General features: G+C 64.0%; 17 protein-coding genes. 8 read left to right on the forward strand and 9 right to left on the reverse strand.

Going from position 1 to position 13758, the window contains the following annotated elements; translation table 11 throughout:
* Positions 1-103: 103 nt before the first annotated feature.
* Genes PATSB16_RS09035 through PATSB16_RS09050 form a run of 4 tightly spaced genes read right to left on the reverse strand, consistent with a single transcriptional unit; the run spans position 104 to position 3480 of the window.
* Positions 104-1384: an MgtC/SapB family protein gene (locus PATSB16_RS09035; protein ID WP_052892634.1), complete on the reverse strand. Its 1281-nt coding sequence runs from the start codon at positions 1382-1384 to the stop codon at positions 104-106.
* Between the two features lie 58 nt (positions 1385-1442).
* A complete protein-coding gene (locus tag PATSB16_RS09040) occupies positions 1443-2282 on the reverse strand; it encodes a universal stress protein (protein ID WP_047213841.1) in 840 nt (279 codons plus the stop codon).
* Entirely contained in the window at positions 2279-2779 is a 501-nt protein-coding gene (locus PATSB16_RS09045) for a universal stress protein (protein ID WP_047213842.1), read from the reverse strand. The genes PATSB16_RS09040 and PATSB16_RS09045 overlap by 4 nt, the downstream gene beginning before the upstream one ends.
* Positions 2780-2829: 50 nt before the next feature.
* Positions 2830-3480, reverse strand: a complete 651-nt coding sequence (locus PATSB16_RS09050) for a BON domain-containing protein (protein WP_047216423.1) — start codon at positions 3478-3480, stop codon at positions 2830-2832.
* A gap of 297 nt (positions 3481-3777) precedes the next feature.
* On the opposite strand from PATSB16_RS09050, the gene PATSB16_RS09055 reads away from it, so the two are divergent.
* The 3 genes from PATSB16_RS09055 to PATSB16_RS09065 all read left to right on the forward strand — a co-directional run bounded on the left by PATSB16_RS09055 (position 3778) and on the right by PATSB16_RS09065 (position 6864).
* Positions 3778-5349, forward strand: a complete 1572-nt coding sequence (locus tag PATSB16_RS09055) for a thymidine phosphorylase (RefSeq protein ID WP_052892635.1) — start codon at positions 3778-3780, stop codon at positions 5347-5349.
* Between the two features lie 50 nt (positions 5350-5399).
* Positions 5400-6143, forward strand: coding sequence for an acetoacetyl-CoA reductase (phbB, locus tag PATSB16_RS09060; RefSeq protein WP_047213843.1), 744 nt, complete (start codon positions 5400-5402; stop codon positions 6141-6143).
* A gap of 178 nt (positions 6144-6321) precedes the next feature.
* Positions 6322-6864, forward strand: coding sequence for a phasin family protein (locus PATSB16_RS09065; protein WP_083566740.1), 543 nt, complete (start codon positions 6322-6324; stop codon positions 6862-6864).
* Between the two features lie 312 nt (positions 6865-7176).
* Here PATSB16_RS09065 and PATSB16_RS09070 read toward each other — a convergent pair whose 3' ends face one another.
* A complete protein-coding gene (locus tag PATSB16_RS09070) occupies positions 7177-7827 on the reverse strand; it encodes a BON domain-containing protein (RefSeq protein WP_047216425.1) in 651 nt (216 codons plus the stop codon).
* Positions 7828-8058: 231 nt separating this feature from the next.
* On the opposite strand from PATSB16_RS09070, the gene PATSB16_RS09075 reads away from it, so the two are divergent.
* The 3 genes from PATSB16_RS09075 (at position 8059) to PATSB16_RS09085 (ending at position 10356) form a co-directional block, all read left to right on the forward strand.
* On the forward strand, positions 8059-8358 hold the full coding sequence (locus PATSB16_RS09075; protein WP_047213845.1) for a DUF1488 family protein: 300 nt from the start codon (positions 8059-8061) through the stop codon (positions 8356-8358).
* Positions 8359-8376: 18 nt separating this feature from the next.
* A complete protein-coding gene (locus tag PATSB16_RS09080; protein WP_047213846.1) occupies positions 8377-9363 on the forward strand; it encodes a zinc-dependent alcohol dehydrogenase family protein in 987 nt (328 codons plus the stop codon).
* A gap of 159 nt (positions 9364-9522) precedes the next feature.
* A complete protein-coding gene (locus PATSB16_RS09085) occupies positions 9523-10356 on the forward strand; it encodes a universal stress protein (protein ID WP_047213847.1) in 834 nt (277 codons plus the stop codon).
* Between the two features lie 97 nt (positions 10357-10453).
* Here PATSB16_RS09085 and PATSB16_RS09090 read toward each other — a convergent pair whose 3' ends face one another.
* On the reverse strand, positions 10454-11491 hold the full coding sequence (locus PATSB16_RS09090; protein ID WP_047213848.1) for a zinc-dependent alcohol dehydrogenase family protein: 1038 nt from the start codon (positions 11489-11491) through the stop codon (positions 10454-10456).
* 280 nt (positions 11492-11771) lie between these two features.
* Between PATSB16_RS09090 and PATSB16_RS09095 the strand changes: the two genes are divergently transcribed.
* Positions 11772-12158 (forward strand): HPF/RaiA family ribosome-associated protein, encoded by a 387-nt coding sequence (locus PATSB16_RS09095; RefSeq protein WP_052892636.1) that lies wholly within the window; start codon positions 11772-11774, stop codon positions 12156-12158.
* A gap of 3 nt (positions 12159-12161) precedes the next feature.
* Positions 12162-12491 carry a hypothetical protein gene (locus PATSB16_RS09100; protein ID WP_047213849.1) on the forward strand — a complete coding sequence of 110 codons (330 nt, stop codon included), beginning with the start codon at positions 12162-12164 and terminating at the stop codon, positions 12489-12491.
* Between the two features lie 13 nt (positions 12492-12504).
* Here the strand turns inward: PATSB16_RS09100 and PATSB16_RS09105 are convergent, their stop codons facing one another.
* The 3 genes from PATSB16_RS09105 to PATSB16_RS09115 are packed head-to-tail and all read right to left on the reverse strand — an operon-like array spanning position 12505 to position 13720.
* Positions 12505-12945: a YeeE/YedE family protein gene (locus PATSB16_RS09105; protein ID WP_047213850.1), complete on the reverse strand. Its 441-nt coding sequence runs from the start codon at positions 12943-12945 to the stop codon at positions 12505-12507.
* Between the two features lies 1 nt (position 12946).
* On the reverse strand, positions 12947-13378 hold the full coding sequence (locus tag PATSB16_RS09110) for a YeeE/YedE family protein (RefSeq protein WP_047213851.1): 432 nt from the start codon (positions 13376-13378) through the stop codon (positions 12947-12949).
* Positions 13379-13399: 21 nt separating this feature from the next.
* On the reverse strand, positions 13400-13720 hold the full coding sequence (locus PATSB16_RS09115) for an ArsR/SmtB family transcription factor (protein ID WP_047213852.1): 321 nt from the start codon (positions 13718-13720) through the stop codon (positions 13400-13402).
* Between the last annotated feature and the right edge of the window lie 38 nt (positions 13721-13758).

Consider the following 13758-nt stretch of genomic DNA (forward strand, 5'->3'; position numbering starts at 1 on the left):
ACCCCGAGGAATTCGGCGCTGGCGACGTCGTTCTAGGCATTGCGTGGGGGCCGGGGATTCAAACTTTCATCATTTCAGCATGTTTTACTGAAGTTGGCTACTGTTACCGGCTGAAGCTGGTCCAGTAACTCACGGCCAAGCCCAACCAGGCGGCTATCACGACCAGCAAAAGCCCTGGTATCACCCGAAGCACGAAGCGGCGGTCACCGCTGATTGCGGCGGCGGCGCATTTCGATACGGTGTTGCTCGAAAAACCCGCCAGGATCGGCACGGCAGTCGCTGCAATGTCGAGTTTGCCGTCGGCAGCCATCGACGCGACCGTGGCTGCCACCGAATGGGCATCGGTGAAGCCCCCGGCGGCAGCCGCGAAGAGTACGCCGCGGCTGCCGAACCACGCTGCCAATGCGCCGGACAGCAACATAATGACGGCCATCGTGGCCGACAGCAGCAGCGCTTTGCGCACATCCAGGGCCCCGCCGGGCTCGAGCCTGGCCCCAGGCGGCGGCGCGGCAGCCGGCTCGGCATGGTCCGGCCAGACGATCGTGGCGCCGGCGTAAGCCACCGACGCCAGGGTCGCCAGCCCCAATGGCCACGCCAGCGCGATCATGGTAGGCAGATCGATGATCGCGATGACTGCGCTCAACTGGCAGGTGGTTGCCACCGTCGACAGAACGGCGCCGGTCGCCGCCGGCCGCGACTGCGCCGGGTGCACGAGCGCATGCGAGCCCATCGCGCTGATGGTCGCCACGCTCGACACCATGCCGGAGAACAGCCCCGTCAGCGGCAAGCCCAGGCGAGGTCCGGCCATGCGCTGAACCACGCGGCCCAATAGCCCGGTGGCCATCATCAGTACCGCGAAACGCCAGATATTGCGCGGATTGAGCGCGCCAAACGGATCGATCGGACGATTGGGCAGCAGCGGCATGACGACCAGCACCGCCGCGCTCAGAATCAGCACGTTGGTCAGTTCCTCTTCGCTGAGCACGCGCGAGACGAAATGATGCATTTGTCCTCGCGCCGCCAGCACGATCGCCACGCACACCGCCAGACCGGCGGCGAGCGGGGCCTGGCGCGGAGTCAGGGCGCCGAGCAAACATGTCAGCAGCAATGCGAACTCGGTGGTCAGGCCCGGGTCTTCATGCGTTTGCTTGACGTAGGCGGCAGTCAGCAGACTGGCCATCGCGACGATCAGCGCCGCCAGCAGCACGCCGGAGTCGACCAGCGTCGCCAGGGTGCCGAGCAGGGCGGCGATGGTGAAGGTGCGGATCCCCGCCGGCCCTCGCATGGGACCCGCGCCTTTGCGGCGCTCGCGTTCGGCACCGATCAGCAGACCGATCCCGATCGACGTTGCGAGCGCCGTCAGTGTGTCGCCCATCGAACCCATGCCCCCTCCCATGCGCCGCCGTGGGCGGGTGTTGTCGGTCGGCGGCGCCGGGCGCGACTCAATGCGACATCAAGGTGGGCACGGTCATGCTTTGCAGCAGAGTGCGCGTGACGCCGCCCAATACCAGTTCCTGAATGCGCGAGTGCCCATAGCCGCCCATCACGATCAGATTGGCGCTTACGTCGGCCGCACGCGACAGCAGCAGATCGCCAGTCTTGACGTCGTTATTGCCAGACGAAGCGCTGACCTCGACGTTCACCCCATGGCGGGCGAAGTACGTCGCAATGTCGGCGCCCGGCAACGCGCCATAGTCGCGCGTGCTGTGATTGGGATTGATGCTCATCACCGTCACGCGCTTGGCCTGCTGAAGCAGCGGCAGGGCGTCGGTTCCGGCGCGCGCGGCCTCGCGCCCGACGTCCCAGGCAAACAGGATGTTGTCGAAGCGGTGCGCGACCTGACCCGCATACGGCACGACCAGCACCGGTCGGCCGCCGTCGAGTACGATGCGCTCGATGAAGTTTTCCGCCACGAAGGTTTCGTCGTCGCGCTCGTCGCGCTGGCCGACGATCACCAGATCGGCATAACGCGCCTGCACCGGCGCAATATCGTTGGCGAATTCCTGGGGCGCCCGCCATTCGGCGCTTACGCCATAGCGCTTGGTCACTTCGTCGAACATCGTCTTGGCCGATTTCTCGCGTTTCTCATGCGATTGGGCCAATTTGTCGGCGACTTCCTGCAGGTCGCCGCGCGCCATATACGGAAATCCGACCGGCAAGAAGGCCAGATACAAGCCAATCAGGTGAGCTTGATTGGCCAGCGCCATGTCGGCCGCCAGCTCGACGCGCGCCTGGCAACGCTTGCTGTTATCGATATGAACCAGAATCGTTTTGTAAGTCATGACAAAACTCCGTGAGGTTGGGTCGGTTTTTCGGTTGATTTCGGTTCATCGGAACGTACCAGCAGGACCGGGCAGTCGGCGATGCGCACCAGATGCTCGGCGACGCTGCCCAGGAAAAGGCGCCTGGCGCCGCGCCGGCCGTGCGTGCCGAGTACGATGACATCGGCCTGCCAAGCATCGCTGGCGCTCTTGATTGCGCTCGGTATGTCGCCGCCCAGGTCTCGCAAGTCGAGCAGCTTCGTTTGCGCGGTGATTCCCTGATCCTGCAGTTCGTGCTGCGCCGATGCGAGCATTTGCTTGCCCTCCTCGAGCAGCGCGCTGCGGATTGCCTCGATCTCGCTGTAGCCGCCATAGACCGTCGGGAACGATGCGACCGGATCCTCGACCACCGTCACTACGCGTACCGTCGTGCCCGGGCGGGCAATGCGGCGCACCTCCTGGAGAGCCTGGAGCGATGTCGAACTACCGTCGATTGGGAGCAGAATACGTTGATACATGATGTTTCTCGTCAAATGTTGGGAAATGGTCGGTCGTTGCCGGGGCTCGCTCACTCGAGACTCAGGTGATCGAATACGGCGGTCACGCCGGGTGCGCTCCAGGCGGCGCGCTCGGCCGCATGGCGTTCGGCGGCAGAGTGCACCTTGCCGCTCAGGGTGACCGTGCCGCCCGATATCGCCACATCGATGCGTCCCGCTTCACGTTGCGCCTGGCGCTGCAGCGCGGCGTCGATCTTGCGCTTTACGTCGTCCGGCACCACGCGCGGCTTGACCGCAATCAGGTTGGTCACCCCGGTGACGCCGCGCAATGGCTTGAGCGCCTGCTCGGCGACAAACTTCTGATAAGGCCAGTCGACTTCGCCGGTCAGCGTCAGCCAGCCGTTTTCGACCTTCAGGCCGATCGCGCCGGCCGGCAGGCTGGTATGCCACGTCAAGGCCGACAGCGCCGCGGCGGCGATGTCGGTATCGCTGCGCCGACTGTCGATGGGCAGCTTGACGGTAATCTCGACGATCACCGCCTTGACACCCGAGACGCGCTGCGCCGCTCGCTCGGCCGCATGCTTTTCGACGAAACTCGCAACGTGCCCGGCCAGCGTGACGATGCCGTCTTTGACTTCGACGCCGATCTCGGTGGCGTTCACCGAGGGCTCCCAGGCGAGTTCTTCCATCACATCCTGCTGCAATTGGGCATCCGTTTTCATTTCGACCTCCATGCGCACAACCCCGCGGGTTGCATGCCTGCCGCCGGCACACTCGGCCTGGGCAAGGCATGACCGTTTGAGCCCCACTATATGCGCGAGCGCGGTGCGGCTGGGCGGAATCAGCAGGAGGCTTGACGAATATCAACCCACGCCGGGCTCGCCGGGCCTGACACGGCGAGGCCATGCCGCACCCGGATCGATGACCTAGATCAAGCGTCGCGCCGGTATCGCTGACTACCCTATATCCATCTGTCCGAACTGCCTGTCCGAACCGCAGGCATCTTCCCGATTTCCATCATGAACGTCATGAGCGAGTCTTACGATTGCGTTGCAACACCGGGCGCGGCGATACCGTCGGGCTCGACCGCCGCCTCGCATCGGCTGCCGGTCAGGCTGCTGGGAATCGACACGGGCGGCGAGGCGCTCGTCTACCTGCGGCGCGACGCGCCCATCTTTGAAGCCGCGGGGCTCGCTGCACCCAAGCGCGTGGCGGTAAGCAACGGCGCGCGCCATATCGTCGCCACGCTTTACCTGGTCAGCGCCCATTGGCTCGAGGACAATGCGATCGGGCTGAGCAGCCGTGCGCGCGATCTGCTGGCAGTCGACGACGGCGATTGGGTGGAGCTCGGATATCTGCCGGCCCTCGAATCGTTCGAGCAGGTCCGTTGCAAACTCGCGGGCCAGCCGTTCGTCGCCGAGCAGCTCGTCGGGATCATGAGCGATGTCGCCGGTGGGCAATACGCCGACATTCATATCGCCTCGTTTCTAGCGGCCTGCGCAGGCGGGCATTTGAATATCGGCGAGATCACCGCGCTGACCCTCGCCATGGCGCAAACCGGGCAGCGACTGCAATGGCCGACGCCGGTGGTGCTCGATAAGCACAGCATCGGCGGAATCGCCGGCAACTGCACGACCCCGATCATCGTTGCGATCGTCAGCGCGCATGGCCTGACCATGCCCAAGACGTCGTCGCGCGCAATCACGTCGCCGGCCGGCACGGCCGACACGATGCAGACCATGGCCCCCGTCGATCTCGATCTGGCGCATATGCGCCGGGTCGTCGACGAGGTCGGCGGCTGTGTGGTGTCGAGCGACGGGCTGGGTCTGTGCCCGGCCGACGAGGCATTGATCCGCATCGAGCGGTCGCTGGAACTGAGCAGCGACGCGCGATGGATCGCCTCGATTCTGTCGAAAGCGCTGACTGCCGGGGCCACCCACGTGGTGGTCGACGTCCCGGCAGGCCAAACCGCCGCGATTCGTTCGCGCGAAGCCGCCGTGCGGTTGATCGCTCAACTCGGCGCGGTCGGCGGTGCGCTTGGAATGCAAATCCTCCCGCAGATTGCCGACGGCAGCCAGCCTGGCGCACGGGGTATCGGGCCCGCGCTGGAGGCCCGCGACGTCCTGTCGGTGTTGCAAGGCGAGCCGGATGCACCGGTCGGTTTGACCGAGCGCGCCGTGGAGATTGCCGGCACGCTGCTCGAACTCGGCGGCAGGGCGGTGGTCGGCGAGGGTGCCGGCCTGGCCCGCAAAACGCTGGAGGCCGGTCTGGCCTGGCAACAGTTCCAGCGCATCTGCAATGCGCAGGGCGGCATGCGTGAGCCGCGTTGCGGCCGGTATTCCCATACCGTGAGTGCCGCCCATGCCGGGCACGTTTCCCACGTCGACAACCGCTGCCTGAACCGCATTGCCAGAATGGCCGGCGCGCCGGGCGCGCCGGGCGCCGGCATGACCTTCGTGGCGCCGCTGGGCACGCAGGTGGCCGCGGGCGACCCGCTGTTCACGATTTACGCGCAAAGCGCGGGGGAATTGTCACATGCGCTGGCCTATGCTCAGCAGCATCCTCAGGTCATTGTCATCGAGGCGATCTGAGGCGTTGCGACGACATTGCCCATATCCCTCTCATCAAGGAGCACATCATCATGGTTCAACGTATCGCAGTGGTTACCGGTGGCATGGGCGGGTTGGGCGAGGCGATCAGCCTGCGCCTGGCCGATGCCGGCATTTCGGTAGTAGTGACCTATTCGCCGCACAACACGCAGCCGGACGCGTGGCTTGCCGCCATGGAGGCCAAGGGCAAGCACTTTCGCGCCTATGAAGTCGACGTCGCCGACTATGCATCGTGCCAGCAGTGCGCGGAAAAGATCCTGGCCGAGGTCGGCGCCGTCGATATTCTGATCAACAACGCCGGTATCACGCGCGATCTGACTGTCAAGAAAATGCAGAAACCCGATTGGGACGCGGTGCTGCGCACCAACCTGGATTCCGTATTCAATATGAGCAAACCCTTTTGCGAGGGTATGGCGCAGCGCGGCTGGGGCCGCATCGTCAATATCTCATCGGTCAATGGCAGCCGCGGCGCCTTCGGGCAGGCCAATTACGCGGCGGCCAAGGCGGGCATGCACGGTTTCACGAAAGCATTGGCGCTGGAGCTCGCCCGGCACGGCGTGACTGTCAATACTGTCTCGCCCGGTTACCTGAGCACCAAAATGGTGACTGCGGTGCCGCAGGAAATTCTCGAAACGAAGATCATCCCGCAGATTCCGGTCGGCCGGCTCGGCAAGCCTGCCGAGGTCGCTGCGCTGATCGCCTTCCTGGTGTCGGACGACGCGGCATTCGTCACCGGTGCGAATCTCGCGATCAATGGCGGCATGCATATGCAATAGGGTATCGACGCAAGCGCATCGCATCGCATCGGGGAATTTTTTTTGACTTTCATCAAACGTACATGCGAATTAGCAACTATTCTGATGAGGTCAATTGAATCTGCTGCTTTTCCCACTCTTGGGCAGTCGGCCTGCTTAATCGCGTAACCGCCGTGCGGTCCACTTCAGGAGAGATATCATGACTATGGATGCAAATATCGGCGTCGCGCTATGCAAGGTCAATGCGGGCCTGGGCCTGAACGCGCGCAAGATCATGCTCGAAAATATCGAGCGTTTGCGCACGCTGCAGCTCAAGGCAGATGGAGAGTTGCTGGAGGCCACCCGCAAGGCATCCGAAGCGCTCGGCAAGGCCGACGACATCGGCGGGCTGGTCGCCTGTCAGAATCAGATCGTCAAGGATCAGCTGGCGCTGCAGAGCCAGTATTGGCGCGATATGTTCGCCACCATCAGCGAGAGCCAGGCCGCGCTGTTCGACAGCCTGAAAGACTTGTCGAGCCAGTGGCAAAAAAGCTGCGCCGAGGCGATCGGCCAGGGCAGCTTGCCCAGCAGCCAGGAAATGCCGCTGCAGAACTGGATCAAGTCAATGACCGATGCTGCCACGGCAACTTTCGACTCGGTCTCCGACGCCACGCGCCAGGCGGTCGAAACGGCCAATGCGAATTTGCTGGCCTCGCATGCCGAAGCCAGCAAATCCGGCAATTCAAAAAGGGCGGCCAGATAGGTCGACAGCGCCGCGCCGCCGTGCCTGGCGGCGGCCGCGTGACCGCACTCTTCAGGGTTGGTCCGACTTGGGGCGCGGTCTGAAAGAGATACGGGGTTGGCACGTGCCGGCGCCGCCGTCAGGCGGGCGCCGGTTTTTTTTATGCGCACCGGCAGGCACAAAAAAGCCCGCCGAAGCGGGCAAGACTACCGTCGTCATCTGCACAGGAGCGGGGCGATGCACCCAATGCAGAAGACCGTTTCAGGATAGAGCGCTAGCCGGTCAATATTTTTGACATTCGTCAATGGAATGACACGAGGGGGCTCGTGCGGCTCACTCCAGCACCAGGTGATCGATGACCGCCGTGACGCCCGGCGAGCCCCAGGCGACGCCCTTGGCAGCTTCGCGTTCGGCCGCCGACTGGACTTTGCCCGATAACGTGACAGTGCCTTCGTTGACCGACACGACGATTTGCCTGGCTTCCCGGTGAGCGCGCCGCTCGAAGGCCGCATGAATTTTCTGCTGCAAGTCGGACGGCGCCACATAGGACTTGAGCGTGACCATGTTGCTCACGCCGTTGACGCCCTTGAGGTAGCGCACCGCGCGCTCGGCCGCGGCCCGCTGGTAGGCCCAGTCGACCTGTCCGGACAGTGTCACCCAGCCGTTGTCGACGTTGATCTTGATACGTTCGTCCGGCACGTTGGTATGCCAGGCCAGTGCATCGACCGCCGCCTTGGCGATATCGGCGTCGGCGCGCACGTGGGAAATCGGCAGCTTCACGTCGATTTCGTTGGCGACCGCCTTGACGCCGGCCACGCGCTCGGCCGCACGCTCGGCCGCGTGCTTTTCGGCAAAGCTGTTCACGTGCCCGGTCAGCATGGCCACGCTTTGATTGACTTCGACGCCGATCTGTTTTGCGTCGATCGCAGGATCCCAGTCGATCTCGTCGCGAACCTCCTGGCGCAATTGTGCATCGCTTTTCATCATGATCACTCTCCGTTGGGCAATACGTCCATATCAACGCATTTGCCCAATATATGCGCGGCGCGCGGCAAGCGGTTTGATGCACGTCAAGCCCCTCGACGCGGGCGGCTACGAAGCTCCGGGGCAACTTGTCGGCGGGCATTGACTATGATCAAAAGAGGCGGCAACCGCGCGGCCGATAATCTGCTGGCGAGCGGTTGATTGCCATTTCCGCCGTCAACCGGAGGGTATATGAAGATTCAGTTTCCACCGGACGAGCCGACCTACAACTGCGAAGACATGACCATCGAGTTTGTCGCCAAGGTCGACGGCCACCCGGTGACATGCGCGGTCACCGCCGAAGCGCTCGAAGACCACTTCGGGGCGGCTTCGATGCGCGTCGACGATCTGCTGCAGGCATTTCACGGCGGGCGCGCACGCATCGACGATCTCGCGCGACACTACCTTGCGATGGACGTCGGCGCGCCGGTCATCCTGCGCAGCGGGCATTTCCGCTGGAAGAATGCCCAGCCGCGCGAGCGCGACGCCTGAACTCGTACGGAGAGGATCATGCTGGCGATGCTGTTCGACGGCCGCAGCCCGGTGCTGCGCCTGACCGAATTGAGCGATCCGCGGCCCGGCACCGGGCAACTGCTGCTGGACGTGCGTGCCTGCGGCGTTTGCCGCACCGATTTGCACATTGTCGATGGCGAACTGAATCACCCGAAGCTGCCGCTGATCCCTGGGCACGAGGTGGTCGGCACGGTGGCCGGCATCGGCCAGGGCGTGAGCGGCTTCGAGCTCGGCGACCGCGTCGGCGTGCCGTGGCTGGCTCATACCTGCGGCCATTGCCGCTATTGCCTGAGCGGCGCGGAAAACCTTTGCGACCATGCCGAATTCACCGGCTATACCGTCAATGGCGGTTATGCGACCCGCGCGGTGGCCGACGCGCGATACTGCTTTCACTTGCCGCAGCGCTACACCGATCTGACGGCCGCGCCGCTGCTGTGCGCCGGCCTGATCGGTTATCGCACGTTGCGCATGGCGGGCGACGCGCGCAACGTTGGACTCTACGGCTTCGGTGCGGCCGCGCATATCGTCGCTCAAATTGCCCGGCACGAGGGGCGTCAGGTATTCGCCTTTACGCGCCCCGGCGACGGTGCCGCGCAGGCGCTGGCACGGCGCCTGGGCGCAGTATGGGCCGGCGGCAGTGACCAGCCGCCCCCGGAGGCGCTCGACGCGGCCTTGCTGTTCGCGCCGGTCGGCGCGCTGGTGCCGCTCGCGCTCGGTCACGTCAGAAAGGGCGGCATCGTCGTGTGCGGCGGCATCCACATGAGCGATATTCCTGCGTTTGCCTATGAACGTCTGTGGGGCGAGCGGCGCATTTGCTCGGTGGCCAACCTGACCCGCACCGACGGTATCGCGCTGATGCGCCTGGCCGCTCAGATACCGCTCGAGATCGAGGCAACCGGGTATGCATTGGAGCTCGCCAACGAAGCGCTGAACGATCTGCGCGCGGGGCGCATCACCGGCGCCGCGGTGCTGCAAATGCCATGAGCCGACATGCCGGCGCGCCAGCGGGCATGCCGCGCCAGCGTGTTGAATACGGTTGAAATTACTGCGCTTGACGCAGATCATGGCAAACCTGGCGGCTTCGGCGATCATTCATCACAAGGGCGAATTTCCGCCCGGTCAGTCCAAGCCACGAGAGCTGCCATGCTGTACAAAAATATTTGCGTTCATCTTGACGACAGTCCCCATTGCCAGCAACGGCTGACCTTGGCGGCAAAACTTGCGGCGCAGCACGACGCTCGCCTCACCGGGCTCTATCTCGTGTCGCCGGTGCGAGAGGTGGTGTTCGCGGCCGACATGGCCGTGTCCGTGCCGCTCGGTGGATCCGACACCAGCCACGGGGGGCCGCACGAAATCAGCATGAAGGAACGATTCATCGCGCAATGCGAGCGCGTCGACGTGCGTTATACCTGGAGCGCGCCCGAAGGCGTCGCCGCGCAAGCGGCGTTGCATGCGGCGCGCAACGCAGATCTGCTGATCGCACGCCAATACGACCCGGACGACGCGCATGCCGGACTCGACATGAATGCGCTCGAGACGGTGGTTTTCTCGTCGGGCGTGCCGGTGCTGATCGTCCCGACCCGGGTTACGCTGCCGGAACGCCTGGACCGCGTGCTGATTGCCTGGAACGACAGCCGTGAAGCGCGTCGCGCCGTCGCCGACGCGTTGCCGCTGCTGCTGTGCGCCTCCGAGGTAACGATCCTGGAAATCAATCGTCCCGAGACAGGCGGCGAGTCGTCGGCCGAGGCCCTGGCCGGCTTGCTGGCGTGTCACCAGATCACCGCGCAGACCCGTCGTTTCGACGAGGACACCGACAGCAGCGACGGCGTGCTGCTGCTCTCGCAAGCCGAGGAAATGGAAGCCCATCTGGTGGTCATGGGCGCGTATGGCCACGGCCGCCTGCGCGAGTTGATGCTCGGCGGCGTCACCCGCACTATGCTGCGCTACATGACCACGCCGATCCTGATATCGCACTGAAGGACCGACGCATCGAAATCGGGTCGCACACAAAAAAATCGCCGCAGGTCTTTGCGGCGATTTTTTTATCCGGCGCGCAGCCTGGAAAGTGGAACCGTCATGGCGTGATGATCACTTTCAGCGCCTGAGTGGCGGCGGCCTGGCCGAAGGTGCGGTAGGCCTCGAGTGCTTCGTCCAGCTTGAAGCGATGGGTAATCAGCTTGAGCGGATCGAGCTTGCCGGCCTGCACGGTCTTGAGCAGCATCGGCGTGGAGGCGGTATCCACCAGACGCGTGGTGATCGCGATATTCCGATCCCACAACTTCTCCAGGTGCAAATCCGCCTTGACGCCATGCACGCCGACATTGGCGATTACACCGCCCGCCGCGACGATTTCCTCGCACAATTGAAAGGTAGCCGGCACGCCTACCGCCTCGATCGCGGTATCGACGCCCGCGCCGCCGGTCAGGCGTTGAATTTCCTTGAGCGGATCGGTTTGATCGGGGTCGATCGTAGCGCTCGCGCCGAACCGTCGCGCCACCTCGAGCCGCGAGGTGTCGCGGTCGATCACGATCAACTGCGCCGGCGAGTAGAACTGGGCGGTCAGCAGCGCAGCCAGCCCGATCGGCCCGGCGCCGACGATTGCCACCGTGTTGCCTGGCTGCACCTTGCCGTTGAGCACGCCGCACTCGAAGCCGGTCGGCAGAATATCGCTGAGCATGACCAGCGCTTCTTCGTCCGCGTTGGGTGGAATCCGGTAGAGGCTCGTGTCGGCGTGAGGAATGCGAACGTATTCCGCCTGCGTGCCGTCGATGCGGTTGCCGAGAATCCAGCCGCCGGTCTCGCAATGCGAATACATGCCCTTGCGGCACGCCGCGCATTTGCCGCACGACGAGATGCACGAGATCAGCACCGGGTCGCCCGGCATGAACGCCGTGACGCCGGTGCCGACCTGTTCGACGATCCCGACCCCCTCGTGTCCGAGTATGCGCCCCGGTGCGCAGGTCGGGACGTCGCCTTTGAGAATGTGCAGATCGGTGCCGCAAATGGTCGTTTTGGTGACCTTGACGATGGCGTCGGTCGCCGCGTAAAGCTCGGGGTGAGGGCGCTCTTCCAGGGCGAGTTCGCCTGGGCCTCGATAGATCAATGCTTTCATCATAACCTCGTCCTCCCGGCTGGGAGCATGGATGCGTTGAAGGGCTTGTGTGGGCAACTACGGAAAAAGCATGGCAGGTGCAGTCGCCGGCGTTTTGACAAAACGCAAACGATAGGCAAGCGCCTTTGCCGGGGACGGCCGGGATTAATTCGCGTTATTTGACCAATGTCATAAGGGGCGCGATTGCGTTGCCCTATAAAGGAATCAAACAGCGATACCGAATAACTCCCGATGGAGCAAACTGGCATCGTATCCGCCCCGTCCGACCGGTCTTTCAGCCATGCTCATACCTACCCAGATCATTTTTCGCAACATTCCCAGCTCGGACGCGGTCAGCGCCGAGGTGCTCAAGCAGCTCGACAAATTGCAGCGTTCCCGCCAGGAGATCCTTGGCTGTCACGTAACCATCGAAGCGCTCGAAAAGCACCAGCATCAGGGAAGGCAGTATCAGGTCAGGGTGCATTTGACGATGGCCAACGGCACGGCGGCCATCACGCGCGAGTATGCTGACGAAGACGCTTACGTCGCGGTGCGCGGTGTGCTCGAGGCCATTTCGCGCGACTTGACCGAAAAACGCCGGGCGCGCGTGCGCTCGCGCAGGGCGAGCCCGCGCGTTGCAGCGAGCGAGCAGGGCGATATCGCCACACTGGACATGCCTGGAGGTTGACAGATGACGTCCATCACCCAGCACTACAAGGGTTATCTGATCCGCGCGCAGGCCTGTCTGGTCGGGCGCGGCGGGCCTCGGCGCCCGTCATACACGCGTCGTTACGTGCCCAGAGCGGTGGTGCGCGCCTGCCTCGACAAGCTGGAGCAGACGCAGGAGCAATGGCTGGAGATCGGCCCGCACGAAGCGCCGGACGACAATCCCTACCGGACGATGCAACGGGCAGTGCAATATGCCCGACAGTATATCGACGCACTCGACGACGAACTGTCGGGCTTGCGCGCCAGGCAAAACGACGCTCGGATCTGTTATTTGACACACACGTCGATCTAGCCGGGCAACTCGTTCAGCAGGCCGGTGCTTGGCGGCGCTCGGCGCGCCATTGCTCGATCAGTTCGAACACGGCCATGCCGGAGAGCATCGCTGCGACGAACACCCATGCTTTCGCGTAACCGGCGCCAAGAGCGACCAGCGCCGGGCCCGGGCAAAATCCGGCCAGGCCCCAGCCGATGCCGAAGGCTGCGCTGCCCAGCACCAGGCGCACGGTAATGCCGTTGGTGATCGGCAAGGCCAGCGGCCGCCCGAGCAGCGTTTGCTTGCGGCGCAGCGCTACCGCAAAGGCGACGCTGCCCACGGCGATCGCGCCGATCATCACGAAGGCCAGCGACGGGTCCCAGGTCCCGGTGATGTCGAGAAACCCTTGCACCTTGGCAGGATTGGCCATGCCCGATGTCAGCAGACCAAAGCCGAACAACAAGCCGGCAATCAATGCACTGATGACGATCATTTCAACCTCCCAGGACATGCCGTTGCACAAAGACGGTCAGCCCGCCGGCGGCCATGAAGGTCAGCGTCGCCACGATCGAGCGCAACGATCCGCGCGACATGCCGCACACACCATGCCCGCTGGTGCAGCCGCCGGCGTAGCGCGTGCCGAGCCCGACCAGGAACCCGGCGGCCAGCAGCGTGCCCCAGCCCGCATCGATCTTGAGCGGCATGGTCGAGCCCGACAAGGCGCGCGCCAGCAGCGGCGCGCCGATCATGCCGGCCAAAAAGGCGACCTGCCAGGCCGCGTCGCCGCGCGGCCATCGCAGCATTCTGCCGAGAATGCCGCTGATGCCGGCAATGCGCCCATTGACGAGTATCAGTGTGGCGGCCGCCGCGCCGATCAGCAGTCCGCCGGCCAGGGAGGGGATGGGGGTGAAATTGTCGATATGCATTTCTTATTGGATCCTTCGGGGTTACGACGTGGGACAAAACTGCGTATAGAGCACCGCCATGACGGCGAGCGCTTCCTTGCTGACAATCGAGTAGAAAATGTTTTTGCCGTCGCGGCGGGTTTGCACCAACTCGTGCTCGCGCAGTACGCCCAGTTGCTGAGACAGCGTCGGCTGCCGGATGCCGAGGTGTTCCTCGAGTTCGCCAACACTCGCTTCGCCCTGCGAAAGCTGGCACATCAGCAACAGCCGGTCGGGATTGGCCAGCACCTTGAGCAGGCTGCACGCCTGGGCTGCGGCGGCATGCATGGCGGCGACATCGATCGTGGCACGATGTGACGACATGGAAGTTCTCCTGACAATGGTCAAACAATATATAAAAT

The sequence above is a fragment of the Pandoraea thiooxydans genome (genome assembly GCF_001931675.1).
Taxonomy (GTDB): domain Bacteria; phylum Pseudomonadota; class Gammaproteobacteria; order Burkholderiales; family Burkholderiaceae; genus Pandoraea; species Pandoraea thiooxydans.

What these genes read in the sequence shown, in the direction of transcription:
- PATSB16_RS09055 (WP_052892635.1), top strand. Translation starts at nt 3,778, where the DNA reads ATGAACGTCATGAGCGAGTCTTACGATTGCGTTGCAACACCGGGCGCG.
- PATSB16_RS09065 (WP_083566740.1), top strand. Translation starts at nt 6,322, where the DNA reads ATGACTATGGATGCAAATATCGGCGTCGCGCTATGCAAGGTCAATGCG.
- PATSB16_RS09045 (WP_047213842.1), bottom strand. Translation starts at nt 2,779, where the DNA reads ATGTATCAACGTATTCTGCTCCCAATCGACGGTAGTTCGACATCGCTC.
- PATSB16_RS09095 (WP_052892636.1), top strand. Translation starts at nt 11,772, where the DNA reads ATGCTCATACCTACCCAGATCATTTTTCGCAACATTCCCAGCTCGGAC.
- PATSB16_RS09050 (WP_047216423.1), bottom strand. Translation starts at nt 3,480, where the DNA reads ATGAAAACGGATGCCCAATTGCAGCAGGATGTGATGGAAGAACTCGCC.
- PATSB16_RS09100 (WP_047213849.1), top strand. Translation starts at nt 12,162, where the DNA reads ATGACGTCCATCACCCAGCACTACAAGGGTTATCTGATCCGCGCGCAG.
- phbB (WP_047213843.1), top strand. Translation starts at nt 5,400, where the DNA reads ATGGTTCAACGTATCGCAGTGGTTACCGGTGGCATGGGCGGGTTGGGC.
- PATSB16_RS09115 (WP_047213852.1), bottom strand. Translation starts at nt 13,720, where the DNA reads ATGTCGTCACATCGTGCCACGATCGATGTCGCCGCCATGCATGCCGCC.
- PATSB16_RS09070 (WP_047216425.1), bottom strand. Translation starts at nt 7,827, where the DNA reads ATGAAAAGCGATGCACAATTGCGCCAGGAGGTTCGCGACGAGATCGAC.
- PATSB16_RS09090 (WP_047213848.1), bottom strand. Translation starts at nt 11,491, where the DNA reads ATGAAAGCATTGATCTATCGAGGCCCAGGCGAACTCGCCCTGGAAGAG.
- PATSB16_RS09080 (WP_047213846.1), top strand. Translation starts at nt 8,377, where the DNA reads ATGCTGGCGATGCTGTTCGACGGCCGCAGCCCGGTGCTGCGCCTGACC.
- PATSB16_RS09085 (WP_047213847.1), top strand. Translation starts at nt 9,523, where the DNA reads ATGCTGTACAAAAATATTTGCGTTCATCTTGACGACAGTCCCCATTGC.
- PATSB16_RS09110 (WP_047213851.1), bottom strand. Translation starts at nt 13,378, where the DNA reads ATGCATATCGACAATTTCACCCCCATCCCCTCCCTGGCCGGCGGACTG.
- PATSB16_RS09035 (WP_052892634.1), bottom strand. Translation starts at nt 1,384, where the DNA reads ATGGGTTCGATGGGCGACACACTGACGGCGCTCGCAACGTCGATCGGG.
- PATSB16_RS09075 (WP_047213845.1), top strand. Translation starts at nt 8,059, where the DNA reads ATGAAGATTCAGTTTCCACCGGACGAGCCGACCTACAACTGCGAAGAC.
- PATSB16_RS09040 (WP_047213841.1), bottom strand. Translation starts at nt 2,282, where the DNA reads ATGACTTACAAAACGATTCTGGTTCATATCGATAACAGCAAGCGTTGC.
- PATSB16_RS09105 (WP_047213850.1), bottom strand. Translation starts at nt 12,945, where the DNA reads ATGATCGTCATCAGTGCATTGATTGCCGGCTTGTTGTTCGGCTTTGGT.